This is a genomic window from Streptomyces sp. NPDC002669 (assembly GCF_042889165.1).
In the GTDB taxonomy this organism is placed as follows: domain Bacteria; phylum Actinomycetota; class Actinomycetes; order Streptomycetales; family Streptomycetaceae; genus Streptomyces.
Genome location: NZ_JBIAQQ010000037.1, coordinates 46,848 through 67,808 on the forward strand (window position 1 = coordinate 46,848; position 20,961 = coordinate 67,808).

Genomic DNA, 20,961 nt, shown 5'->3' on the forward strand with positions numbered 1-20,961 from the left:
TCCTGGAGTCCGCTCGATCGGCATCGGCCGCACCGATGCCGTCGGCGGAAGTGAACGTATCCGGACCCGGCCGGACACGACCAGGGCGGCCGGGTGTCCGCACGTGCGCCGACCCGTTCGCCGGGCCGGCGAACGTGAGCCCGCCGCCGTGTGCCGGGGGACCGCGCCCCATCGGCCAGGCCGTGCGGCAGGACGGCGGGTGTTCCCGCCCCGCCCCAGTCGCGACAGGAGACGCGTACGCCCTCGCGCACGAAGGTGCGTTCGGACGCGGCGGGGCGGTGCGGTCAGCGGTGGGCGGCGAGGAAGGCCCGGACGCCGGCGGTGGCGTAGTGCTCCAACTCGGCCTCGGTGTGCTGGGGGCTGCCGTGGAACATGGCCTTGTTCACGGGGATCCACAGCAGCAGGCCGGAGAAGTGGTGGGCGGCCAGGAGCGGTTCACCGATCCGGAGCAGTCCGCGGTCGGCGAGGTGCTGGAGGCTGGAGGCCAGGGTGGCCAGCACCCGTTCGAAGCCCTGCTCGTACCAGTTGGCGCCCAGTTCGGGGAAGGTGTCCGCGTTGGCGATGACCAGGCGCCGCAGCTGGAGGACCTGGGGCTGGGTGAGCGTGGTCAGGAACCGGTGGGCCAGACGGGTCAGATTCTCCTCCAGGGTGTCGGCGTCGGCCGGGATGTCGGCCACCGTGTCGATCATGCCGTCGATGCGGTCGGTGGTGGCCAGGACGATCTCGGAGAACAGCTTCTCCTTGTCGGAGAAGTGCTTGTAGACGGTCTGCTTGGACACCGCGGCCAGCTTCGCGATGTCGTCCATGCTGGTGCCGGAGTAGCCCTTGCTCAGGAACATGCTGGTCGCGGCTTCCATGATCGCCCGGTGCTTGAGCGCCGACCGGCTCTGCTCACTCGTTTCCATGCCGTCTCCCGATTTTTAGTACTGGACAGTCCAGTTCCTGTATGGGTACTGTACCGTCCAGTTCCACCATTGGCTCTTGCGTCGAGGAAGACATCACATGACCCAGACCCTCAGTGCCCCGATCACCGTGTCCGCCCCGGCCCGGCCGACCACGCGGGCCCTGCTGGCCGGCGCCGCCGCGGCGGGCCCGCTGTTCCTGGGCGCGGGGCTGATGCAGGGCCTCACCCGCGAGGGCTTCGACTTCACCCGCAACGCCCTCAGCCAACTGAGCCTCGGCGACCTCGGCTGGATCCAGGTCACCGTTTTCCTGCTCACGGGCGTTCTGGTCATCGCCGGAGCGGTCGGGACGCACCGGGTGCTCCGCGATGCGCCCGGCGGCACCTGGGCGCCGCGACTGATCGGAGTGTTCGGCGTCTCGTTCCTGCTCGCCGGGGTCTTCGCGGCCGACCCGGGTGCCGGATTTCCCGCCGGTACTCCCGAGACCCGTGTCGCCTCCCTGAGCGCACACGGTGCCGTCCACATGTTCAGCGGCACGGTGGGCTACCTGGCGCTCTGCGCCGCGTTCTTCGTCCTGGCCCGCCACTTCGCCGCCCGGAACCGACGCGGGTGGGCCGTCGCCTCTCGCGTCGTGTCCGTCGTGGTGCTCGTCGGCTTCGCCGGCTCGTCCGCCTCCGTCCTGGCGTTCACCGCCGGAGCCGGGCTCGGCCTGCTCTGGCTCACCGCGGTCACCACCCGGCTGCTGACCGCGACGCCCCCGGCGCGGCGATGACCACCCTCTCCCCGCCCGCTGCCCTCCCGGCGGGGTGACGGACAATCCAAGATCACCGAATGCGAACGGATGGGATTTCAGCATGACCGAAGCAGTGAAGGGCCCCGCCAGCTACTTCCCCTCGATCGAGAAGAAGTACGGCCGCCCGATCGCGGAGTGGAAGGACCTGATCCGCTCCTCGCCCCTGGCCAAGCACATGGAGCTCGTCTCCTGGCTCAAGACCGAGCATGGTCTGGGCCACGGCCACGCCAACGCGCTCGTCGCGCACACCCTCGCGGAGGACAGCGGAAAGTGAACCGTGCCCGGCCCCGCCGGAGCAGGGCGGGCCGGATGCCTCCCACGCGATCGTGCGCGGGAGGCCACGGTGTTCTCCGCGTTCCTCCGTCGTCCCCGTGACCGGGCCCGGCCACGGGGACGGGGTTCCTTCCACGCGACATGACGCCGCGTGGGGGCCAAGGGGGGGCAATCACCCCGGAGGCGGCAGGGCGCCCCGACCGCCCGGCGGGTCCATCTCGCGCCACTCCGGCCGCAGCCCCGCCAGGTTCGTGGTGAGGAAGTACGCGATCCCGCAGACGAGCAGCACCGGCGTGAGCCCGGCCGCGGTCACCGCGGCCCCGGCGAGCAGCCCGCCGAGGGGGATCCCGGCCCAGGACAGCGAGTCGCCGAGCGCGTTGACCCGGCCTCGCATCCGGCGCGGCACCCGTTCGAAGAGGACGGCCCCCAGCACCGGGTTGATGAAACCGGCGCCGAACCCGCTGACGGCGAAGACGGCCAGTACCGCCCCCAGCGGGGCATCGAGGGCGAGGACCAGGAATCTCGGGGCCCCGGCCAGCAGGAATCCGACGAGAACGATCATCCTGCGCCGCAGCCGGTGCGCGGCCATCGCGGCGATGAGGCTCCCGGCGACCGCCGCGGCTCCCATCGCACTGCCCAGCAGACCGATCGCGGCCGGCCCGTTGCCGGACTCCTTGGCCCAGACGGGAACGAGGACCGTGGAGATCGCCGCGTCCAGCAGGTTGGTGATCCCCACCATGACGATGACGGCGAGCAGCAACGGCTCGCCCCGCAGGAAGGTGAAGCCCTCGCCGAAGCGGCGCCAGTAGCCCGGTTCCTCCTCGCCGGTCCCCGACGGGTCCTCCGCGGTTCCGTGTCCCATGCCGCGGGGCAGCGCCAGCGCGACGACCACCGAGCCGAGGGCGAAGCAGCCCGCGTTGATGACGAGCCCTGCCATGGGACCGAGCAGCGCCACCAGGGAGCCCCCGGCCGCCGGGCCGATGGTGGAGGCGAGCCGCTCGATCACGCCGGACAGGCCGGTGGCCCGTTCCAGCGGCACCCTGCTGTGCTCCGCGGCCTCCGGAACCATGACCTCCTTGGCCAGGTCGCCCGGCCCACGGGCCGCGCCGATCACCGCGACCAGTGCCAGCAGGAGCGGGAAGGACAGGAGGTGCAGGGTGTGGAGCAGGGGGACGACGGCCGCGGCGACCGCGCTCGCCAGGTCCGTGGTCCAGGAGACGGCCCGCGGGCCGATCCGGTCCACGAGCGGTCCGGTGAACGCCTTGACCAGCACGTAGGGCGTCATCTCGCAGAAGGCGACCAGCCCGGTCATGGTGGCGCTGCCGGTCGTGACGAGCACGAACCAGGGCAGCGCCACCACGGAGATCCGGGTACCGGTCAGCGACACGGCCATGGCCGTCAGCACCCCGCCCAGCGGCCTCAAGGACCGCCTGCCGGATATCTCGTCGACGCCCGGGGCATCCGCCGTCATGGCGTCTCGGTTCCTGTGGCCGCCCCGGGGTCGGAGGTGTCCGGCTCGGGCAGGATGTGCGTGATGACGCCGACGCGCTCGGCCCCCTCGGGGGCGGTCGCCGCCGATTCCGGCGTGTCCCACCGGTAACGGGCGAGCACGCCCCACAACTCCTGGCGCAGGGCGACGGTTTCCTCGGGCGTGAGCCGCAGGGCCCAGTCGCTCATGTCGAAGGTGCCCCGCCACGGCCGGGGCATCGTCTGCAGCTCGTTCAGCGCCTGCTGGGTGCGAAGGGTGTAGGTGGCGGAGACGGACTGCAGATACGCCAGCGTGGCCTCGGGCTCCTGTTCGGTCAGGTTCCGGTCGCTGAGCTCCGTCGTCCGGTGCACCGAACGCCACCAGCGCTCACGCGCGTTGCCGCGTTCCGTGTCCTCCTCGACGAAACCGGCCGCGCCGAGCTGGCGCAGGTGGTAGCTGGCGGTCCCGGAATTCACGCCCAGTCGTTCCGCGAGACGCGTTGCCGTGGACGGCCCGTACTTCCGCAGGTGTCCGACCAGCTGTACGCGTACCGGATGCGCCAGGGCGCGCAGCCCCTTGGCATCCAGAACGACCGAGTTCTCTTCGAAGGCCGGGGTGTCCGGCCCCTTCGCCGCGTCTGTCATACGACTCACCCTAGACCGCAAAGAGTTCTTCGCAAAGAGTTCTTCGCGAAGAACTCTTTGCGGTTTTCTGCGCGGCTGTTCCGGATGGGTGGCTTCCGGTAAGCGAACCGGCTCGGATGTTCCTCATGGGCATGGCAGGATCGCGGCCATGCCCCTCAGCGCCCCCCGCCTCCGGATCGGCTCGACCGAGATCATCGCCCTCGACGACGGCGAGGGCCCGTTCTTCTCCCCGCGCGCCGACGCCTTCCCCGGGGCGACGGCCGTCCAGTGGGCCGAGGCCGACCGTTACGATCCCGGCGCGGTCGACGCCGAGGGACGCTGGTGGCTCCGGTTTCGCGCCTACGCGATCCGCAGCGACAGGGGCCTCACCGTCGTGGACGCCGGGATCGGTCCGGCGGACGGCCCGGCCCGCGAGTGGGCGCCCGTGCCCGGCGTGCTCCCCGAGTCGCTCGCCGCCGCGGGCATCGACCCGGCCGAAGTCGACACCGTGGTGCTCACGCATCTGCACACCGACCACGTCGGATGGGCGGTCGTGACCGAGGAGGCCGTCCCGTCGGCGGGCGGTGGCGCGGCGGACGGCGGCCGTCGCCCTTATTTCCCGAACGCCGAATACCTGCTTCAGCAGGCCGAGTTCGACGCCCTCGACGCGCTCAACCCGGAGCTCCGCGAGACCCTCGTCGACCCGCTCGCGGCCGCCGGCCGGCTCCGGCTCCTCGACGGGGACACGCCGCTGCGCACCGGGCGCGCGGTCGCCACGCCCGGTCATACGCCCGGACACCAGAGCGTGCTGGTCGCCGACGGGCGCGAGCGGGTGCTCGTCACCGGCGACCTTCTGGTGCACGCGCTCCAACTGCTCCACCCCGGGCTCGCCTACGCGCACGAGGTCGACCCCGAGGCGGCCCGGCGATCGAGGCGGCGCATGCTCCACCACGGAACCGACACCACCCTGCACCTGGCGACGTCGCACTTCACGGAACCGTTCCTCCCGGTGTGAGCGCGGCGGCGAGGGCGAGCCGGGGAACCGGGCGGACCTGCCGGACGGACCACGGGCCCCGGACCTGTTCCGGCCCCGTCCTCCGCAGCCCCGACCTGCACATCGCGGCATGGCGCCGCCGGTTGACGCGCCCGGCGGACGCCGATCTGCTGCTCCGATGATCGAGCTCCGGCTCCGAGCGGTGAACGGCGACGCCTCGATGCACGACTGGCGGTACGCCCACAACCTGATCGTCCCCGGCGACGTGCTGTCGCTCGACGACGTCCGTGCCCGCACCGGCCGCAACCTCATGGAGGTTGCCTGCCTCGGGGACGTCCTGATCGGCTGCACCACCGTGCGCCCGCCCACCGAGGACAACGGCGCCACCTCGACGGTCATCGCCCGCGTACTGCCCGAGCACCGCCGCCGCGGACTCGGCACCCGACTCCACGAACGCGCCCTGGACCGGGCCCGCGCGCTGGATGCCCGGACAGGCCCCGGGCGGTCCTGTCCGGATCGCAGTACCGGCCCGGCGGTCTCCCGGGCCCTCAGGTCCCCTTCGGGGCGGCGTCCAGCCGGCTGACGACCCGTCGGAGCTGCCGGGCGTTCCGGGGCGACATGGCCTGCATCACGGTGTCGAGGAGGGCCCGGGCCTCGAAGGGGTCGCCACAGCAGTACCAGTGCGTGTTGCTCTGCTCGTGGTCGTCCCACAGTTGGCGTTCGGGGCGGTGGACATGGTCCTTCCACCGGCGCACGGCCGCGCCGACGTCTCCCGGGCGCAGGTAGTTGCGGGAGTGTTCGAGGCGGAAGATCTCGGACAGCGCGCGTGAGGACAGGCCGTCGATGGCGGGCCCGGGCCCTTCTTCCGCCGTCCGGCGACGAGGAGCCCCCGCCCGGATGTGCCCTGGGCGGTTACGCGGCATGGGCCTTTCGGTTCGTCTGCATGCGCCCCATCGTGTCACGGCCCCGAAGGCAATGACGTTGTAAGGAGAGCCTGATGGTGTCATGACTGTCGTCAGAGTGGTGTCACCATGGCGCCTTCATGGCGTCTCGGTGAGTCATTCCGTCATCGATGTGGTGCTGCGACACGGTAATTCAGGAAAGAAGTACCAGCTCAGCGCCTTGTTCGCCTCCATGATGGCGATATGGCTCGCCATGGCGCCACTGATGTGCCATGATGGCGCCATGGACCTCACGCCCTACGTCGACAACCTTCGGCAAGAACTGGCCGTCGCTGCGGAAGCGGGCGGCGACGACGCCCGCGCCCTCGCCGAGCGGCTCACCGCCCCCCTGGAGTCGGCCGCCCGGCTGACCCTCCTCAACGCACTGTCCGCTGCCATGGGCGAGGTCACCCGGGAGTTGGCGCCGGGCTCCGTCGATGTACGGCTGCGCGGACTCGACCCGGAGTTCGTGGTGACGGCGCCGCCGGCTCCCGAGCCGTTCCGGGAAGCGCGGGAACCGGTCGATCTCCCCGCCACGCCCGTGCCGCCCCCGCCGCCGGCGGACGCCGACGACGGCGCCATGGCGCGGATCAACTTCCGTCTCCCCGCCCACCTCAAGGCCCGTGCCGAGGCCGCCGCGGCGGCGGAGGGGCTGTCGGTCAACGCCTGGCTGGTACGGGCCGTCTCCGTCGCCCTCGACGGAGGGGGACGCACCAGCCCGCCGGGCCGTGGCAAGGAATCGAGCGGCCGGGGCTTCACCGGCTGGGTCCGCTAGAACCCCGTCCTCGAACCGCCGTCCACCGGACGACGGGGACCAGCGGTTCGAGGACACGCCCCTGTTCCACCGGCGGACCGCCGATCCGCCGACGTCATTCATCACCCGCCCCACCGGCGGGATCACCCACGCGAGCCAAGAGGACGGAACAGCCATGCCTTCTTTCGAGACCCCCGAACCGATCTCCGTAGCCCTCGAACTGGAGGTCGGTACCGTCCGCATCACCGCGGGCAAGCGCACCGACACGGTCGTGGAGGTACTGCCGCGCGACGGATCCGACAACAACGACGTACGCGCCGTGCAGCAGACCCAGGTCACCTGCTCGGGCGGCCGGCTCACGATCAGGACCCCCAAGAAGCGGAGTCCGTTCGGCAAGCCCGGCTCCATCGAGGTGAGTATCGAATTGCCCGCGGGGTCGGACCTCCGAGGGAGGTCGAGCATGGGCAACTTCCTCTGCGAGGGCGGCTTCGGGGAGGTCGTGCTCAAGACCTCGCTCGGCGACATCCAGGTCGACGAGGCGGTCGACGCCGACCTCAGGACCGACCACGGCGACATCCACCTGGCCCGCTCGACCGGGGACGCCGAAGTCGTCGGCGGGGGCCGGATCGAGATCGGCACGGTCGCCGGCACGGCGACCGTCAAGAACAGCAACGGCACCACCGAGGTCGGCGAGGTCACCGGCAGCCTGAAGACCAACGCGGCCAACGGCGACATCACCATCGGCGTGGCGCGCGGCACCGTCGACGCCAAGTCCGCCAACGGCCGGATCGAGATTGGCGTCGTCCACGCCGGGGTCGAGGCGGTGTGCTCCAACGGCGGCATCCGCGTCGGCGACGTCATCCGCGGCCGGACCGACCTGCGCACCTCCGTCGGCAACCTCGAAGTGGGCATCCACCGGGGCACCGCCGCCTGGCTCGACCTGAACACCAAGTACGGCATGGTGCGCAACCTGCTCGACTCCTCCGCGGGCCCCGCGGACTCCGACGAGACCGCCGAGGTGTACGCCCGGACCGCGACCGGCGACATCATCGTCCGCCGCGCCTGATCCCGCGCCCCCGACACCCCGTCAATCTGCCAACTCTCCACCTCCGAAGGGAAAGCGGCATGACCACCATCCAGGCATCCGCGCCGACCGCCGCGAGCGCGACGGCACGGGCGATCACCGCCACCGGACTGCGCAAGTCCTACGGCGACAAGCTCGTGCTCGATGGCATCGACCTGAACATCGCCGAAGGCACCGTCTTCGCCCTGCTCGGCCCCAACGGCGCCGGCAAGACCACCACGGTGGAGATCCTCTCCACACTCATCGGCGCCGACGCCGGCGAGGCCCGGGTCGCAGGTCACCACCTGGTCCGGGACGCCGACGCGGTCCGCTCCGTGATCGGCGTCACCGGCCAGTTCTCGGCCGTCGACAACCTGCTGACCGCCGAGGAGAACCTGCTCCTCATGGCGGACCTGCACCACCTCGACCGGCGCGAGGGCAAGCGACGGGCCGAGGACCTGCTGCGCCGCTTCGACCTGTCGGAGGTGGCCGGCAAGACCGCCGTCACCTTCTCCGGCGGCATGCGGCGCAAGCTGGACCTGGCGATGACCCTGGTCGGCGACCCCCGGGTCATCTTCCTCGACGAACCCACCACCGGACTCGACCCGCGCAGCCGGCGCACCATGTGGGAGATCATCCGCGGCCTCGTCGCCGATGACGGCGTGACCATCTTCCTGACCACCCAGTATCTCGAAGAGGCCGACCAACTCGCCGACCGGATAGCCGTGTTGGACCACGGCAGGCTGATCGCCGAGGGCACCGCCGACGAGCTGAAGCAGCGCATCCCCGGCGGCCACGTCCGGGTGCGGTTCGCCGACCCCCGGAGCCTGGACGACGCCGCGGGAATCTTCGGCATCGCCACGCGCGACGAGGAGTCCCTCACCCTCCAGATTCCCAGCGACGGCTCCATCACCAACCTGCGGGCCGTCCTCGACACCCTGGAGTCCACCGACGTCCGGGCCGAGTCGCTCACCGTCCACACCCCCGACCTCGACGACGTCTTCCTGACCCTCACCGGTCAGCCCCGCCCCGCCGCCACCGCCGCATCGCCCGAGGAGAACGTCTGATGGCCACCATGTCCTACGCCGCCCGGGACTCCAGGACGATGCTGCGGCGCAACCTCAAGAAGGCCCTGCGCTACCCGTCCTTGACGCTCACCGTCGTCATCATGCCCATCATGATGCTGCTGCTGTTCAACTACGTCTTCGGCAGGGCCCTGGGCACCGGCATCAGCGACCTGCCCACCGGCAGCGGCGAGTACATCGACTACATCGCCCCCGGCATCATCCTGATGGCCGCCACCTCCGGGGCCCTGACCACCGCGATCAGCATCTGCATCGACAAGACCGAGGGCATCGTCAACCGCTTCCGCACGATGCCGATCTCCCGGGCCTCGTTCCTGACCGGCCATGTCGTCGCCGGGGTGATCCAGACGATGACCAGCGTCGTGCTCGTCATCGGCGCCGCCCTCCTGATGGGGTTCCGCCCCGACGCCACCGTCGTCGAATGGGCCGCCGCCATCGGCCTGCTCACCCTGCTCACCCTGGCCCTCACCTGGATCTCCGCAGGCATCGGCCTGATCGCCAGGAACGCCGAGACCGCCAGCAACATCCCGATGCCGCTGACGTTCATGCCGTTCATCGGCAGCGCCATCGTGCCGCCGGAGTCCATGCCCACCGGCCTGCGCTGGTTCGCCGAGTACCAGCCCTTCACCCCGGTCATCGAGACCCTGCGCGGGCTGTGGCTCGGCACCGAAATCGGCTCCAGCGCGACCATCGGCCTCGCCTGGTGCGTGGGCCTCTCCCTGGTCGGCTACCTGTGGGCGCGCCACACCTTCAAGTCCGGCACCAAGCGGTAACCACCGCTTTCCCGGGGCCACTTCACCACCTCGCAGCCCCGTGCCCCTGCCCCGTACTCCGTACCTCGCTCACAGCACTCCGCCCACAGCCCTCCGCGTACCGTCCGACGAACCCAGGAGCCCCCATGCCGTACGACCCGACGGCCCCCGCCGCCATCAACGCCGGTACCACGACTGACGACACCGCGCAGGAGCCGCCCACGCTGCCCACCGACCGGCACACCGGCTGCCCCTTCGACCCGCCCGCCGAACTCACCGCGCTGAGCGACGAGCCCGTGCGCCGCATGCGCTACGCCGACGGGCACCTGGGCTGGCTGGTCACCGGACATGCCGTGGCCCGCGCGGTCCTCGCCGACCCGCGCTTCAGCTCACGCTACGAATTCATGCACATGCCGGTGCCGGTGGAGGGCATGCCGGGGGAGTTACCGCCGGCACCGGTCGGCGACATCATCGGCCTCGACGCCCCCGAGCACACCCGCTACCGGCGTCTGCTCACCGGCCGGTTCACCGTCCGCCGCATGCGTCGGCTCACCGAGCAGGCCGAGCGGTTCACCGCCGAATGCCTGGACGCGATGGAGCAGGCCGGACCCACGGCCGATCTGGTGGAGATGTTCGCGCAGCCCATGCCCGCGCTCATGATCTGCGAGCTGCTCGGCGTGCCGTACACCGACCGGGAGCGGTTCCGGGACCAGGTGGCGACGATCTTCGACCAGGCGGCCGACGCGGAGGCCAAGGGCAGGGCCTACACGGAACTCATCCAGTACCTGGACGAACTGGTCCTCGCCAAGCGCGCCGAGCCCACCGACGACCTGCTCAGCGAGCTGACCGCCTCCGACCTCACCGACGAGGAACTGGCCGGAATCGGCGGCATGCTGCTCGCCGCCGGGCTCGACACCACCGCGAACATGCTGGGCCTCGGCACCTTCGCCCTGCTGAGCAACCCCGACCAGCTGGCGGCCCTGCGCGCCGATCCCGAACTCGCCGGGCAGGCCGTGGAGGAGCTGCTGCGCCACCTCAGCGTGGCGGACCCGCTGGTGCGTTCGGCGCTGGAGGACGTCGAGGTGGAGGGTCGGCTGATCAGGGCGGGCGAGACGGTGACCGTCTCCGTGCAGGCCGGCAACCGCGATCCGCGCAAGTTCCCCGACCCCGACCGGCTCGACATCCACCGCCGGGCCACCGGGCACCTGGCCTTCGGCCACGGCATCCACCAGTGTCTGGGCCAGCAGCTGGCCCGCGTCGAGATGGCCGTCGCGTTCCCGGCGCTCCTCGCCCGCTTCCCGAGTCTGCGCCTCGCCGTGCCGCCGCGGGAGGTGCCGCTGCGGGAACGTGCCAACATCTACGGAGTGATCCGTCTGCCCGTCACCTGGGACGAGGAGTGACCCCATGAGCGATTCACGAGAACCACTGCGCCTCGACGTCGACCGAGACCGCTGCGTAGGCGCAGGCATGTGCGCCCTGACGGCCCCCGCGGTCTTCGACCAGGACGACGAGGAGGGCCTGGTGGTGCTGCTGCACCCGGTGCCGGACGACGGGGACCGGGCCGCCGCCCGGATGGCCGTCGGCCTCTGCCCCGCCGGGGCCATCACCCTCGACTCCCCGGAACCCACCGCCCCGTAGCGACCGCGGCACCGTCCGGACCGCCCGGATCGCGTGTCCCGTTCGACCTGCTCGGCCCGAGAACCCCCGCACCGCGTACCGGTGGGGGGGCTCTCGTGTTTCGTGGGTACGGGCCCGGTCGCCCGAGGAGCGGGCCGTGTCCTGGCCGCCGGTCAGTTCAACATGTCGGCGAACATGCCGGGCTCGTACGAACCCCCGGGGTTGTGCACGATCACGTTCATCCGGGTGGCCGCGTTGATCAGGGCGATCAGACAGACCAGCGTGCCGACCTGGTCGTCGTCGTAGTGCTTGCGCACCTCGGCCCAGGTCTCGTCGGACACACCGCGGTCACCGAGCCGGGTGCCCTCCTCGGCGAGTGCCAGGGCGGCCCGTTCGGCCTCGGTGAACACGGTGCTGTGGCGCCAGACGGCGACCAGGTTGAGCCGGAGCGCGGTCTCACCGGCGGCCGCGGCCTCCTTGGCGTGGGCATCCACGCACAAACCGCAGCCATTGATCTGACCGACCCTCAACTCCACCAGTTCCTGGGTGGACTTGGGCAACGAAGACTGCTCCAGGGGCAGGGCGGTGCTGTAGAACCGCTTGGCGATCTTCAAAGCGGTCGGGCTGGAGAACAGGTTGAAACGGGGTTCCATGGCTTCGTCCTCACTCGTGGTCTCGCGTGCTGTCGCACAGGACGCACACAAGACGCCGCCGCTCCGGCCCGTGTGACGGCATGCCGATGTGAGGTGTTCGACCGTCCGCAGGTGTCACAAGCCGGCGGGGGCCGGTGTCCCGCGCGCGTGCGCGTACGGGCCCGCCTGCGAGGGCGTTCCGGGTGTGAACGGGTACGGGCGGAGCCGGTTCCAGGCGTCCGTGCCCCGGAGTTCGGCGCGCCGCAGGACCGGGGCCGCCACGGCCGCCGGCAGGTTGCCGCCCGCGGCGGGTCCATGGAAGAACTCTCCGTCCCCGCCGGGTCTCCTGCGCCCGGGTCCGCCACGACCTGCTGCTTGCGCGCGCCCCCGCCACCCTTCCCGAATCCCTCCGCGCCGCCACCGGCACCGAGGACGCGGCTGTGGTCGAACTCCGTGACACCATCTGCGATTTCCTGCGGCTGCGGTTCACCGCCATGCACCCGAACCCTGCGCCGGCAGGGCGGGGAGCTGCACATCCACAAGATGATCAGCAGGCACCGGGTCGAGGCGTCCGGACGGGGGCTGCTGCTCCTGCCGTCCGTGTTCGCGCACAAGCCCGCGCCCTCCCGTCGGTCCGGACGAGCCGCCGGGCCTCGTCCGTCCCAGCCGGGGAGCGGCCACGCTGTGGGACGTGGAGTTGCCGGCCGCCGACCCGGCCGCCCTGGTGGCCCTGCTCGGTTCGCCCCGGGCGAGACTGCTCGGGCTCCTGGAGGCGTCGCTGCCCACGGTGGAAGTCGCCCGCCGGTTCGGGGTCACCCCGAGCGCCGTCTCCCCCCACCTGCGCGTCCTCCCCCCCCCCGGGGGCTGGTCACCCGGATCCGCGACGGACGGCATGTGCTGTACCGGAGGAGCGCGCTCGGTGCCCGGCTCAGGAGCACCGCGGCGGGGTCGGCCGGTCCGTGAGTGCCCGAGGCCCTCAAGCCCGAGGCCCTCAACAGGGCTCCTCCGCTTTTCTAGTCAAATTTGATTAGAGTGGGGGCATGAGCGAGAAGATGATTCCGATCCTGCCGTGCCGGGCCCTTGGGCCCGTCCTCGACTTCTATGCCGCCCTCGGCTTCGAGACGACCTTCCGGCAGCGGAGCCCCAACCCCTACGCGGTCGTGCAGCGTGGCGGCATTGAGCTCCACTTCTTCGGGATGAAGCTGTACGACCCGGCCGGTTCGTACAGCACGTGTCTCGTCGCGACCGAAGACGTCGACGAGCTGCACGAGGAGTTCCGGGCCGGCCTCAAGGCCGCGTACGGGAAGGTGCCGGTCCGGGGGCTGCCGCGCATCGGGGCGTTGAAGGACATGTCCTACGGCGTACGGCAGTTCCTCATGACCGACCCGGGCGGCAACTGCATCCGTGTGGTCCGGCGGACGAGCGAGGACCTGCGCCATCGGCCCGCGCCCGAGGGCACTTTCGCCCGGGCCCTGCACCATGCGTCCCTCCTCGCGGACTCGAAGGAGGACCTGGCGGGCGCCGCGCGGGTCATCGACCGCGCGCTGGGCGCCGAGGACGAGGAGCCGACGCGTGTGCAGCTCCTCCAACTGCTCGTGCTGCGCGCGGATGTCGCCGGGCGCCTCGGTGACGAGGAGGTGGCGGCGTCCGTGCTCGTCCGGGCCTCGGGGGTCCGCCTCGCTGCCGAGGAGCGGGACCGGGCCCGGGGCGCCCTCGCACGTCTGGAGGAACTGCGCGCCGCGGACCGGCCGTGAACCGGCCGCCTGTCGGAGCCCTTGAACCGGGGGCCGACCCCCTGGTGACCCGGTCCGCCCCGCACCCGCTGGGCTCGGCCCGACCCGTATTTCACCTGTGAAAACAAACCGTTGGGTTGCTTTCTCCTGCATGTCGATGGCTCGTGATCAGGCATATGCCCCGTTCAATCTCACCTTCTGGTGGTCATTCAGGTACCTCGGGTGAGGCTGTGGCCCGAAGTCGGAGCATCTCCATTGCAAAGAACCGTCCAACCGGTATATTTATGGACCGGGGAGGAGCCCGGTGTTCCGAAGGGGACAAGGCCCTCTTCTGCGTTTCCGTATGTGGTCCGTTGACGACCAGGAGCGTGGGGACGCTCCGGGCGGAAAGGGGGGAGGCCCAGATGGCAGGCCGGATGCACGCACAGGTGATGGTGGTCGGAGGAGGCCCGGTCGGCATGCTCGTCGCGGCCGAACTGGCCGCGCAGGGGGTCGACACCCTGGTTCTGGAGGCGGAGGCCGCCACCTCGGAACGGCCCAGGGCCACCACGCTGCACGCACGGGCGGTGCAGTGCCTGGCCAGGCGCGGTTACTTCTTCGCGCCGGAGCCGCGTCCCGCAGGTGGCGCGGCCGCCATGCCCTTCCACTTCGCGGGCATTCCGGGCCTGTCCATCACCGCCCCGGGGACGGAACCCGTGCCGATCCTGAAGGCCCCCCAGGCCGAACTGGAGCGGCTCTTCGAGAGCAGGGCGCGGGCCAACGGGGTCCGGGTGCTGCGCGAGCACCGGGTGACGGACATGACGCAGGACCGGGACGGCGTGCTGGTCACCGCGCAGGGCCCGCAGGGCTGCCGGTCGTTCGCCGTCGCGTACGTGGTGGGGGCGGACGGGGCCCGCAGCACGGTCCGCGAGATGGCGGGGATCGCCTCCGACGTCGGCCTGCCGACCATGTCCGCGCTGACGGGCCTGGTCCGTGTTCCGGACCCGCGGGCCCTCCCGGTGGGCTGGCACCGTACGCCCCGGGGCTGGCTCATCGCCAAGAAGGGCCCCGACGGGCGCACCCTGGTCCACACGCTCACCGAAGGGGACGCCTCGGACGACCGCCATCAGCCGCTCACCCTGGCCGAGTTGAGCGAGAAGGCGGCATGGGTCGCCGGGCGCGACATCGAGATGACCGACCCCCGCTGGCTCGGCCGGTTCAGCGACTACACCCGGCTGGCCAGGACCTACCGCGCAAGACGGTTCCTCCTGGCCGGGGACGCCGCGCACGTGCACTTCCCGATCGGCGGCCAGGGCCTGAGCACGGGGGTGCTGGACGCCCTCGACCTCAGCTGGAAACTCGGCCTCGTGGCACGGGGCGCCGCGGGCGACGGGCTGCTCGACACCTACGGTCCGGAACGCCGGCCCGCCGCCCGGCGGGTCATCGACAACACCCGGGCCCAGGTCGCGCTGATGCGCCCCGGCACCGAGGTCGACTCGCTGCGGGCGCTGCTCGCCGGACTCCTGGAGTCGGGTCGCGGCAATGACTTCCTGAGCGCGATGATCAGTGCCCAGGACACCGTCCTCCCGTCGAGCCCCCGCCGCCGCTACCGCTCGCTGCGGGAGGGCACCTTCCTCGACAACATCGAACTGACCACGGCCCAGGGCCCGTCGGACGTGATCGGGCTGTTGGGCAGGAGCGGCAGACCGCTTCTGCTGCTCCTCGGCGAGGGCGGCAGGCGCTGCGCGGACACGGCGCGCACCTGGGCCCGGTCCCTGCACGTGGTGCACTGCGCGCCGACGGCCTCCCTGCCGTACGACGCCCTGCTCGTACGCCCCGACGGGTACGTCGCCTGGGCCTCGGACGGCGGCGAACCACTGGCCGACACCCTGGTGTCGCTGTTCGGCACGGAGGCGGAGAAGAGGGCGGGGACGGACGCGGACGTGGCCGTGGCCCCCTGTCCGGAGGCGCTTTCCGCTCCGGCGCCGGTGCCCGCCGGAACCGGCCGCCGCTGACACCCGAGTCCCGCCGGGGCACCCCGGGAGACCCCGGCACCCCTCGCGTGATGTGCACCACTTCAGGAGCGCTTCGGATCGGGTGTGCACGATCATGACCGGAATGGACGCTCGTTTTCTTGGCATCACCGAGCTGACCGAGACCCCCTCCGTGGCGGTCGTGGTCGACGTCATGCGTGCTTACACCGTTGCCGCCTGGGCCTTTGCCCGGGGAGCGGAGAAGATCGTGCTCGCCGAGTCGCTGGACGAGGCCCTGGCGCTCAAGGCCCGGCACCCGGACTGGGTGGCGCTCAAGGACGGCCCGCCCGCGCCCGGCTTCGACGCCGTCAACTCGCCGGGTCTGCTGCGGTCCGTCGACCTCGGCGGGCGAACCGTCGTGCAGAAGACCACGGCGGGGACGGTCGGCGCCCTCGCGGTCAAGGAGGCGTCGCTGGTGCTGTGCGCCGGCTTCGTGGTGGCGGAGGCGACCGCCCGGCTCCTGCGGGCACGCGGGGGCGGCAGCGTCACGTACGTGGTCACCGGCGAGGACGGACGGGCCGACGAGGATCTGGCGTGCGCCCAGTACATCGCCCGGCGGGCCGCCGGGGCCGAGGCGGAGGCCGCCGGGTTCCTCCGCCGTGCCGCCGGATCGCGCGCCGCCACCGAACTCGCGGAGGGGGTGCGGCAGGGGGCCCATCCCGACGACGTCGCACTCTGTCTCGAACTCGACCGGTTCCCCTTCGCCATGGTGGCGGAACCCGAGGGCCCGCTCGTGGTTCTCCGCTCGTGCGCCGTGCCTCCGACGGCCGACGACGCCGTCTTCTGACCAACGGACGGACGGACAACGAGGACGACGGCGCTCCGCCGCACAGAACGACGGTGGACCCGACCGCGGAAACGGCGGTCGTACGGTTGCCGCGCGCCGGGCGGCAGGCACGGCGTCCGACCTGTGTCCGTACCATTGGCTCCCGATCCGAACGGCCCCGAACAGGCTCAAATGGGGCTGAACTATCCAGAATTGGCCTGATCGGGGCCTCGACCGCTCATGCTCGGAGAACTCGAATGACCTTGAATCCGGTGCCCGTGGACCGTGAACCGGCTGCCGGGGCCGTCCTTCTGACCGGCATCCCCGGAAGCGGGAAGTCGACGGTGGCCGCCGCACTGGCCGCCCGGCTCCGGATGTCGGCCCACATCGAGGTGGACGGGCTCCAGGAAATGATCGTCAGCGGTGGGCAGTGGCCCTCATTGGCCGCGAACGCGGAGGCCGACCGGCAGATATTCCTGCGGGCCCGGAACGCGTGCCTTCTGGCGGACAGCTTCGTGCGGGCCGGTTTCGTCCCGGTGCTCGACGACGTCGTGGTCCGCCGCTCCCACCTCGACTTCTACCGTACGACGCTGGCGACGGTGCCGTTCCACGTCGTCGTCCTGGCTCCCGGCCCGGCCGTCGCGTGGCAGCGCAACCGGACGCGGGAGAAGGTCCTGAGCACGGACTGGTCGCCGCTGGACGAGGCGATGCGCTCCGAGCTCGGACAGCAGGGAACCTGGATCGACAACGCCGCGCAGACGATCGACGAGACGGTCGATGCCATCCTGTCCGTGACCGCTCCGGCCTCCGGCTCCGAAGCCGGTCAGCCGCTGCGTTGATCACCTGGCGGCGTGCGTGGGGTCGTCGACCCGCACGGTGGGACCGCCCCCCCGTGCGCTCCCGCTGCTGAACTCCGTTGATCGGGCGGGCAGTTCCCCGGGGCCTTCGTGAGGAGAAGCCCCAGGGTCCGTCCGTCCCGAACTGCCGGTCAGGCCCCGACCGACCAGTTCCGACCGACCGGTTCTGATCGACCACTCCTGATTGACCGGTTCTGATCGACGGCCCAGGCCGACCACCCCTGACCGGTCGGTCCTATCCGACCGGGACGCCGACCTTCTCGTCGAGCGATTCGGTCAGCTCGGTGAAGACCGTCATGCCCCGGGCGTGGGAGAGGTCCACCGACGCGAGCACGGAGGCCAGCACCACATTGGGCAGCAGATGGCGGAGCAGGGAACAGACCCGGCTGTCCAGGTCCCGGTAGTTGCTGAGCGCCTGCGACATCGCCTGGACACCGGCGAAACTGCCGACCAGCACGTCCGAGGTCTCCTGGGGCACGATGTGGGGGAGGAGTTCCCCCTGGGCCCGCGCCTTCTCCAGGAGCCCCCGCATGACCTGGCCCCAGTTCAGGAAGGGGGCGCTGCGGTCGAGGTCCTGCGCCTGCTGGTCCAGGGACAGTCTGACACCGGCGCGGACCATGGGGTCCGTCTGCAATCGGTGGGCGTGCAGCATGATGACGTCCACGATCTCCTGGGTCTTGCAGGCCCGATCGGGAACGGCCAGTCGCTGGTCCTGCTCGCTGAGCACCCCCTGGGCCAGCTCTTCCTTGGACTGGAAGTGGAAGTACAGGGCCCCCTTCGTCACTCCCGCCTCGGCGAGTATCTCGGTGATCGTGGCCGCCTGGTAACCGTTCAGCTCGAACACCTTGGCCGCTGCAGACAGGATCGTCTGACGTGTACGGATGGCTCGATCCTGCTTCGCCACTCTCGCCTCCTTCACCTACGTGGTCGATGTATCTGATGTTCCGCCGTACCTCATGAAAAAAACCGGCTAGTTTGTATCTTACAGTGATCGGCGCCCACGGCGAATGGGGGAATGGCGTGATCGAGACGGACGACGGGGCCCACAGCGCCCGGAACCGAGGCATCGGGGCCCGCCTTTCGGGCCGCGCCGGAAGGCCGGGACGGGGAACGGGGGAGCGATGATTCTGGTGACGGGAGCGACCGGAACGGTCGGCGGGGAAGTGGTCCGTTCCTTCCCGGCGGGCACGCCACTGCGTCTCATGACCAGGAAACCCGCGCAGGTCAAGGAGGTTCGGCCCGGGGCGGAGGTCGTGGCCGGGGACTACGCCGATCCTGGCTCGCTGGCCCGGGTGCTGCGCGGGGTGCGCGGCGTCTTCCTCGTCACGAACAGGGTCGGCGGTGACGACGACGCCGTCTTTCTCCGGGCCGCGCGGACGGCGGGCGTGCGCCATGTGGTGAAACTCTCCGCGGCTGCGGTCGCCGACGAGCGGGCCGACGACCTGATCACGCGCTGGCAGCGCACCAACGAGGAGCTCCTGCGGGGGTCCGGGATGGACTGGACCCTGCTGCGGCCCCGCTCGTTCATGTCCAACTGCCTGTCATGGGCAGGGTCGATCCGCTCCGAACGGGTCGTACGGGCGCTGTACGGAACCTCGGTGAACGCGTGTGTCGACCCGCGCGACATCGCGGAGGTGGCGGTGCGGGCACTCACCGACGAGGGGCACCACGGCGCGGTCCACACCCTGACCGGGCCGGAGGCGATCAGCGCGGTGGAGCAGACGGACCGCCTCGCACGGGCGCTCGGGGTGCCGTTGCGCTTCGAGGAACTGGAGCCGGAGCAGGCGCGGGCCGCGCTGCTGCGCCGGTACCCGGAGGAACTGGCGGACGCGCTGCTCGACAGCGCGCGGCGGCAGCGCGACGGGGCCAAGGCGGCGGTGGACGGCGGGGTCGGCGAGGTGACGGGCCGGCCGGCCAGGTCGTTCGACGAGTGGGCCCGGGACCATCTGGCCGCCTTCGCCCCCGAGGCGTCCCCGTGAGGGCGAAGGCGGCCACGTGACCGGATCAGCCTTTGTGCGACAGGACCTTCACGGTGGAGGTGAACACCAGCTCCCCGTCCTGGTGGCCGGTCACCAGGACCGACTGTTCGCCGTCGGCCGCGTCGGGCAGGGGCTGCGCCTGGATCATGCAGGGCGTGTCCAGTTCGGCGTACCGGTGGAACTCGCTCGCGATGTCCAGGGGGAGGACCACGGAACCCCCGCAGATCGCTGCCGCCGCCTGCCGGGCGGCTTCGAGGAGCACCATGCCGGGGACGTGGTCGACAGGGTGGTCGAAGAGCACGTGATGCCGGGTGTCGGCCCTGAGCTGCCAGCGGTTCGTCTCGCCGACGGGGGAGAGCACCACGTCGATGGGTGACATGCGGCCGACGCTCTGGGGCGAGGCGGGGGCCGTGAGGGCGAGCCGGGGTGGGCCGTCGGGAGTGCCGCGGTTGCCGCGCAGCCTCCGGTACACCGCCGGGGTGGTGCAGGTGTAGGAGGCGCTCCCGGTCACGGCCGGCCGGCCGTCGCGGTGGACCACCGCCTCGTAGCGCAGTCCGGTCAGCGCGCCGCCGCGCTGCTTGACCTCGGTGCAGGTGATGTCGATGTCGAGCGAGGCGGGCGTGTCACCGATGAGCATCTGGTCCGGCTCGACCCTGTACTGGAGGTCCCACATCAGGAAGTGGTGGCCGAGGGGGACGCCGAACTCCGCGTGTGCGAGCAGCGAACCCACCTGACGGATCGTCTCCGCCGCCAGCAGCGGGTCGTGGTGGGCGCCGATGGGGCTGAAGAAGCTGTGGCCGCGGGGCCACTGGGCCGTCACCTTGAAGTGGGTGTCGTCCTCGCGCTTCCAGTCGGTGAGCATGACTTCGGCGACGGCCGCCCGGTGGACGAACTCCTTGGGAACGGTGGTCGTCAGCGACGGGAAGCGGAACAGCGGAGGTGCGATCGGCGCGGCCGACAGGCCGTCCCGTACAGGCGCCTCGTGCATGACCGGTCCGGCAGGCTGGATCGTTGTCGCAGTCATCTATCCCCCAAAACCACGGTGACGAGAACTCGTTGAGCCCCTCGCGGGACACCAAAGATACATACCACCCGGTTTAATTTCCAGCGTTCTGCCGCGTCTGCCGGAACCAAAACCGCAAGATCTATTTTCCCTCGAAGCACCCCTCCGCCCGTCTGTGGGCGCCCGCGTCGAGTGGATCTCGACCGGATTTCGACCCTGCTGCCGCACGGTGTTCTGACGGCTGAGGGGGTCTTCGTGAGTGGATTTCGCCGTGGGGCGACCGAGTCGGTGCGGGTGGAGCGAGGTAACCCAAATCAGGATGAACTGGATGCACTGACCAAAGCTTTGCTCTCCGTACTCACCAGAAACCGGGACAGAGTGCATGGGTGCGGAGCCGGTCCGGAGGGTCGGCCCGCCGCGTGGGGGCGGTGGGAGCGGGCGCCGTACCGGGCTCCGCGCAGCTGGCGATAGCTGTCACGTGCGGAGATGGTGTGAGGAGGGCTGCTCGCGCGCAGAAAACCGCGCAACTGGTTTGTTATTCTGGGGTCAGTGCCGGAAGACGATGTGGAGAGGGGCTGGGGCATGCCGGTGAGTACAGCTGTCGGTCCGGGCGAGCCGGCCGACACCCGCGGCCGGGTGGCCGAGCTGCTGGCGTTGCGCGAGCAGGCCCGTCGTGGACCGAGTGACCGGGCGACCGAGGCGCAGCATGCCAAG

22 protein-coding genes are annotated in these 20,961 nt (G+C 71.0%); 15 read left to right on the forward strand and 7 right to left on the reverse strand.

What is annotated here, in order from left to right:
* Positions 1 to 284: 284 nt before the first annotated feature.
* Complete coding sequence (locus ACFYW1_RS35230) at positions 285 to 905, reverse strand: TetR/AcrR family transcriptional regulator (protein ID WP_389002845.1); 621 nt, start codon at positions 903 to 905, stop codon at positions 285 to 287.
* 97 nt (positions 906 to 1,002) lie between these two features.
* Here ACFYW1_RS35230 and ACFYW1_RS35235 point away from each other — a divergent pair, with 97 nt between their 5' ends.
* Together ACFYW1_RS35235 and ACFYW1_RS35240 are read left to right on the forward strand one after the other, a co-directional pair.
* Positions 1,003 to 1,674, forward strand: a complete 672-nt coding sequence (locus ACFYW1_RS35235) for a DUF998 domain-containing protein (protein WP_389002848.1) — start codon at positions 1,003 to 1,005, stop codon at positions 1,672 to 1,674.
* A gap of 82 nt (positions 1,675 to 1,756) precedes the next feature.
* Positions 1,757 to 1,969 carry a DUF4287 domain-containing protein gene (locus ACFYW1_RS35240; RefSeq protein ID WP_283856511.1) on the forward strand — a complete coding sequence of 71 codons (213 nt, stop codon included), beginning with the start codon at positions 1,757 to 1,759 and terminating at the stop codon, positions 1,967 to 1,969.
* Positions 1,970 to 2,140: 171 nt separating this feature from the next.
* Here the strand turns inward: ACFYW1_RS35240 and ACFYW1_RS35245 are convergent, their stop codons facing one another.
* Together ACFYW1_RS35245 and ACFYW1_RS35250 are read right to left on the reverse strand one after the other, a co-directional pair.
* Complete coding sequence (locus ACFYW1_RS35245) at positions 2,141 to 3,439, reverse strand: MFS transporter (RefSeq protein WP_389002852.1); 1,299 nt, start codon at positions 3,437 to 3,439, stop codon at positions 2,141 to 2,143.
* On the reverse strand, positions 3,436 to 4,080 hold the full coding sequence (locus ACFYW1_RS35250) for an ArsR/SmtB family transcription factor (RefSeq protein WP_389002855.1): 645 nt from the start codon (positions 4,078 to 4,080) through the stop codon (positions 3,436 to 3,438). Before ACFYW1_RS35250 ends, ACFYW1_RS35245 begins: the two co-directional genes overlap by 4 nt.
* Before the next feature lie 148 nt (positions 4,081 to 4,228).
* Here ACFYW1_RS35250 and ACFYW1_RS35255 point away from each other — a divergent pair, with 148 nt between their 5' ends.
* Complete coding sequence (locus ACFYW1_RS35255) at positions 4,229 to 5,074, forward strand: MBL fold metallo-hydrolase (protein ID WP_389002858.1); 846 nt, start codon at positions 4,229 to 4,231, stop codon at positions 5,072 to 5,074.
* A 157-nt stretch (positions 5,075 to 5,231) separates the two neighbouring features.
* Complete coding sequence (locus tag ACFYW1_RS35260; RefSeq protein WP_389002861.1) at positions 5,232 to 5,636, forward strand: GNAT family N-acetyltransferase; 405 nt, start codon at positions 5,232 to 5,234, stop codon at positions 5,634 to 5,636.
* Here ACFYW1_RS35260 and ACFYW1_RS35265 read toward each other — a convergent pair.
* Positions 5,602 to 5,976 (reverse strand): hypothetical protein, encoded by a 375-nt coding sequence (locus ACFYW1_RS35265; protein ID WP_389002864.1) that lies wholly within the window; start codon positions 5,974 to 5,976, stop codon positions 5,602 to 5,604. The two genes, ACFYW1_RS35260 and ACFYW1_RS35265, sit on opposite strands and share 35 nt — an antisense overlap.
* Before the next feature lie 262 nt (positions 5,977 to 6,238).
* Here ACFYW1_RS35265 and ACFYW1_RS35270 point away from each other — a divergent pair, with 262 nt between their 5' ends.
* The 6 genes from ACFYW1_RS35270 to ACFYW1_RS35295 all read left to right on the forward strand — a co-directional run bounded on the left by ACFYW1_RS35270 (position 6,239) and on the right by ACFYW1_RS35295 (position 11,286).
* Complete coding sequence (locus tag ACFYW1_RS35270; protein ID WP_389002927.1) at positions 6,239 to 6,769, forward strand: toxin-antitoxin system HicB family antitoxin; 531 nt, start codon at positions 6,239 to 6,241, stop codon at positions 6,767 to 6,769.
* Positions 6,770 to 6,923: 154 nt separating this feature from the next.
* Positions 6,924 to 7,814: a DUF4097 domain-containing protein gene (locus tag ACFYW1_RS35275; protein ID WP_389002867.1), complete on the forward strand. Its 891-nt coding sequence runs from the start codon at positions 6,924 to 6,926 to the stop codon at positions 7,812 to 7,814.
* 59 nt (positions 7,815 to 7,873) lie between these two features.
* The gene (locus ACFYW1_RS35280; protein WP_389002870.1) at positions 7,874 to 8,878 is read left to right on the forward strand and encodes an ATP-binding cassette domain-containing protein; all 1,005 of its coding nucleotides are present in this window, start codon (positions 7,874 to 7,876) and stop codon (positions 8,876 to 8,878) included.
* Positions 8,878 to 9,669 carry an ABC transporter permease gene (locus tag ACFYW1_RS35285; protein ID WP_389002873.1) on the forward strand — a complete coding sequence of 264 codons (792 nt, stop codon included), beginning with the start codon at positions 8,878 to 8,880 and terminating at the stop codon, positions 9,667 to 9,669. The genes ACFYW1_RS35280 and ACFYW1_RS35285 overlap by 1 nt, the downstream gene beginning before the upstream one ends.
* A gap of 125 nt (positions 9,670 to 9,794) precedes the next feature.
* On the forward strand, positions 9,795 to 11,048 hold the full coding sequence (locus ACFYW1_RS35290) for a cytochrome P450 (protein WP_389002876.1): 1,254 nt from the start codon (positions 9,795 to 9,797) through the stop codon (positions 11,046 to 11,048).
* 4 nt (positions 11,049 to 11,052) lie between these two features.
* Positions 11,053 to 11,286: a ferredoxin gene (locus ACFYW1_RS35295; protein WP_389002879.1), complete on the forward strand. Its 234-nt coding sequence runs from the start codon at positions 11,053 to 11,055 to the stop codon at positions 11,284 to 11,286.
* Between the two features lie 152 nt (positions 11,287 to 11,438).
* Here ACFYW1_RS35295 and ACFYW1_RS35300 read toward each other — a convergent pair whose 3' ends face one another.
* The gene (locus ACFYW1_RS35300; RefSeq protein ID WP_389002882.1) at positions 11,439 to 11,918 is read right to left on the reverse strand and encodes a carboxymuconolactone decarboxylase family protein; all 480 of its coding nucleotides are present in this window, start codon (positions 11,916 to 11,918) and stop codon (positions 11,439 to 11,441) included.
* A 1,019-nt stretch (positions 11,919 to 12,937) separates the two neighbouring features.
* On the opposite strand from ACFYW1_RS35300, the gene ACFYW1_RS35305 reads away from it, so the two are divergent.
* The 4 genes from ACFYW1_RS35305 (at position 12,938) to ACFYW1_RS35320 (ending at position 17,247) form a co-directional block, all read left to right on the forward strand.
* The gene (locus ACFYW1_RS35305) at positions 12,938 to 13,651 is read left to right on the forward strand and encodes a bleomycin resistance protein (protein WP_389002885.1); all 714 of its coding nucleotides are present in this window, start codon (positions 12,938 to 12,940) and stop codon (positions 13,649 to 13,651) included.
* Positions 13,652 to 14,034: 383 nt separating this feature from the next.
* Complete coding sequence (locus tag ACFYW1_RS35310; RefSeq protein ID WP_389002888.1) at positions 14,035 to 15,624, forward strand: FAD-dependent monooxygenase; 1,590 nt, start codon at positions 14,035 to 14,037, stop codon at positions 15,622 to 15,624.
* Between the two features lie 103 nt (positions 15,625 to 15,727).
* Positions 15,728 to 16,429, forward strand: a complete 702-nt coding sequence (locus tag ACFYW1_RS35315; protein WP_389002891.1) for a 2-phosphosulfolactate phosphatase — start codon at positions 15,728 to 15,730, stop codon at positions 16,427 to 16,429.
* Positions 16,430 to 16,665: 236 nt separating this feature from the next.
* Positions 16,666 to 17,247, forward strand: coding sequence for an AAA family ATPase (locus ACFYW1_RS35320; RefSeq protein ID WP_389002894.1), 582 nt, complete (start codon positions 16,666 to 16,668; stop codon positions 17,245 to 17,247).
* A 253-nt stretch (positions 17,248 to 17,500) separates the two neighbouring features.
* Here ACFYW1_RS35320 and ACFYW1_RS35325 read toward each other — a convergent pair whose 3' ends face one another.
* A complete protein-coding gene (locus ACFYW1_RS35325; RefSeq protein ID WP_389002897.1) occupies positions 17,501 to 18,169 on the reverse strand; it encodes a ScbR family autoregulator-binding transcription factor in 669 nt (222 codons plus the stop codon).
* A 217-nt stretch (positions 18,170 to 18,386) separates the two neighbouring features.
* Here ACFYW1_RS35325 and ACFYW1_RS35330 point away from each other — a divergent pair, with 217 nt between their 5' ends.
* Entirely contained in the window at positions 18,387 to 19,244 is an 858-nt protein-coding gene (locus ACFYW1_RS35330) for an SDR family oxidoreductase (protein WP_389002900.1), read from the forward strand.
* Positions 19,245 to 19,269: 25 nt separating this feature from the next.
* Here ACFYW1_RS35330 and ACFYW1_RS35335 read toward each other — a convergent pair whose 3' ends face one another.
* Entirely contained in the window at positions 19,270 to 20,268 is a 999-nt protein-coding gene (locus ACFYW1_RS35335; RefSeq protein ID WP_389002903.1) for a ScbA/BarX family gamma-butyrolactone biosynthesis protein, read from the reverse strand.
* Between the last annotated feature and the right edge of the window lie 693 nt (positions 20,269 to 20,961).

What these genes read in the sequence shown, in the direction of transcription:
- ACFYW1_RS35230 (WP_389002845.1), bottom strand. Translation starts at nt 905, where the DNA reads ATGGAAACGAGTGAGCAGAGCCGGTCGGCGCTCAAGCACCGGGCGATC.
- ACFYW1_RS35235 (WP_389002848.1), top strand. Translation starts at nt 1,003, where the DNA reads ATGACCCAGACCCTCAGTGCCCCGATCACCGTGTCCGCCCCGGCCCGG.
- ACFYW1_RS35240 (WP_283856511.1), top strand. Translation starts at nt 1,757, where the DNA reads ATGACCGAAGCAGTGAAGGGCCCCGCCAGCTACTTCCCCTCGATCGAG.
- ACFYW1_RS35245 (WP_389002852.1), bottom strand. Translation starts at nt 3,439, where the DNA reads ATGACGGCGGATGCCCCGGGCGTCGACGAGATATCCGGCAGGCGGTCC.
- ACFYW1_RS35250 (WP_389002855.1), bottom strand. Translation starts at nt 4,080, where the DNA reads ATGACAGACGCGGCGAAGGGGCCGGACACCCCGGCCTTCGAAGAGAAC.
- ACFYW1_RS35255 (WP_389002858.1), top strand. Translation starts at nt 4,229, where the DNA reads ATGCCCCTCAGCGCCCCCCGCCTCCGGATCGGCTCGACCGAGATCATC.
- ACFYW1_RS35260 (WP_389002861.1), top strand. Translation starts at nt 5,232, where the DNA reads ATGATCGAGCTCCGGCTCCGAGCGGTGAACGGCGACGCCTCGATGCAC.
- ACFYW1_RS35265 (WP_389002864.1), bottom strand. Translation starts at nt 5,976, where the DNA reads ATGCCGCGTAACCGCCCAGGGCACATCCGGGCGGGGGCTCCTCGTCGC.
- ACFYW1_RS35270 (WP_389002927.1), top strand. Translation starts at nt 6,239, where the DNA reads ATGGACCTCACGCCCTACGTCGACAACCTTCGGCAAGAACTGGCCGTC.
- ACFYW1_RS35275 (WP_389002867.1), top strand. Translation starts at nt 6,924, where the DNA reads ATGCCTTCTTTCGAGACCCCCGAACCGATCTCCGTAGCCCTCGAACTG.
- ACFYW1_RS35280 (WP_389002870.1), top strand. Translation starts at nt 7,874, where the DNA reads ATGACCACCATCCAGGCATCCGCGCCGACCGCCGCGAGCGCGACGGCA.
- ACFYW1_RS35285 (WP_389002873.1), top strand. Translation starts at nt 8,878, where the DNA reads ATGGCCACCATGTCCTACGCCGCCCGGGACTCCAGGACGATGCTGCGG.
- ACFYW1_RS35290 (WP_389002876.1), top strand. Translation starts at nt 9,795, where the DNA reads ATGCCGTACGACCCGACGGCCCCCGCCGCCATCAACGCCGGTACCACG.
- ACFYW1_RS35295 (WP_389002879.1), top strand. Translation starts at nt 11,053, where the DNA reads ATGAGCGATTCACGAGAACCACTGCGCCTCGACGTCGACCGAGACCGC.
- ACFYW1_RS35300 (WP_389002882.1), bottom strand. Translation starts at nt 11,918, where the DNA reads ATGGAACCCCGTTTCAACCTGTTCTCCAGCCCGACCGCTTTGAAGATC.
- ACFYW1_RS35305 (WP_389002885.1), top strand. Translation starts at nt 12,938, where the DNA reads ATGAGCGAGAAGATGATTCCGATCCTGCCGTGCCGGGCCCTTGGGCCC.
- ACFYW1_RS35310 (WP_389002888.1), top strand. Translation starts at nt 14,035, where the DNA reads ATGGCAGGCCGGATGCACGCACAGGTGATGGTGGTCGGAGGAGGCCCG.
- ACFYW1_RS35315 (WP_389002891.1), top strand. Translation starts at nt 15,728, where the DNA reads ATGGACGCTCGTTTTCTTGGCATCACCGAGCTGACCGAGACCCCCTCC.
- ACFYW1_RS35320 (WP_389002894.1), top strand. Translation starts at nt 16,666, where the DNA reads ATGACCTTGAATCCGGTGCCCGTGGACCGTGAACCGGCTGCCGGGGCC.
- ACFYW1_RS35330 (WP_389002900.1), top strand. Translation starts at nt 18,387, where the DNA reads ATGATTCTGGTGACGGGAGCGACCGGAACGGTCGGCGGGGAAGTGGTC.
- ACFYW1_RS35335 (WP_389002903.1), bottom strand. Translation starts at nt 20,268, where the DNA reads ATGACTGCGACAACGATCCAGCCTGCCGGACCGGTCATGCACGAGGCG.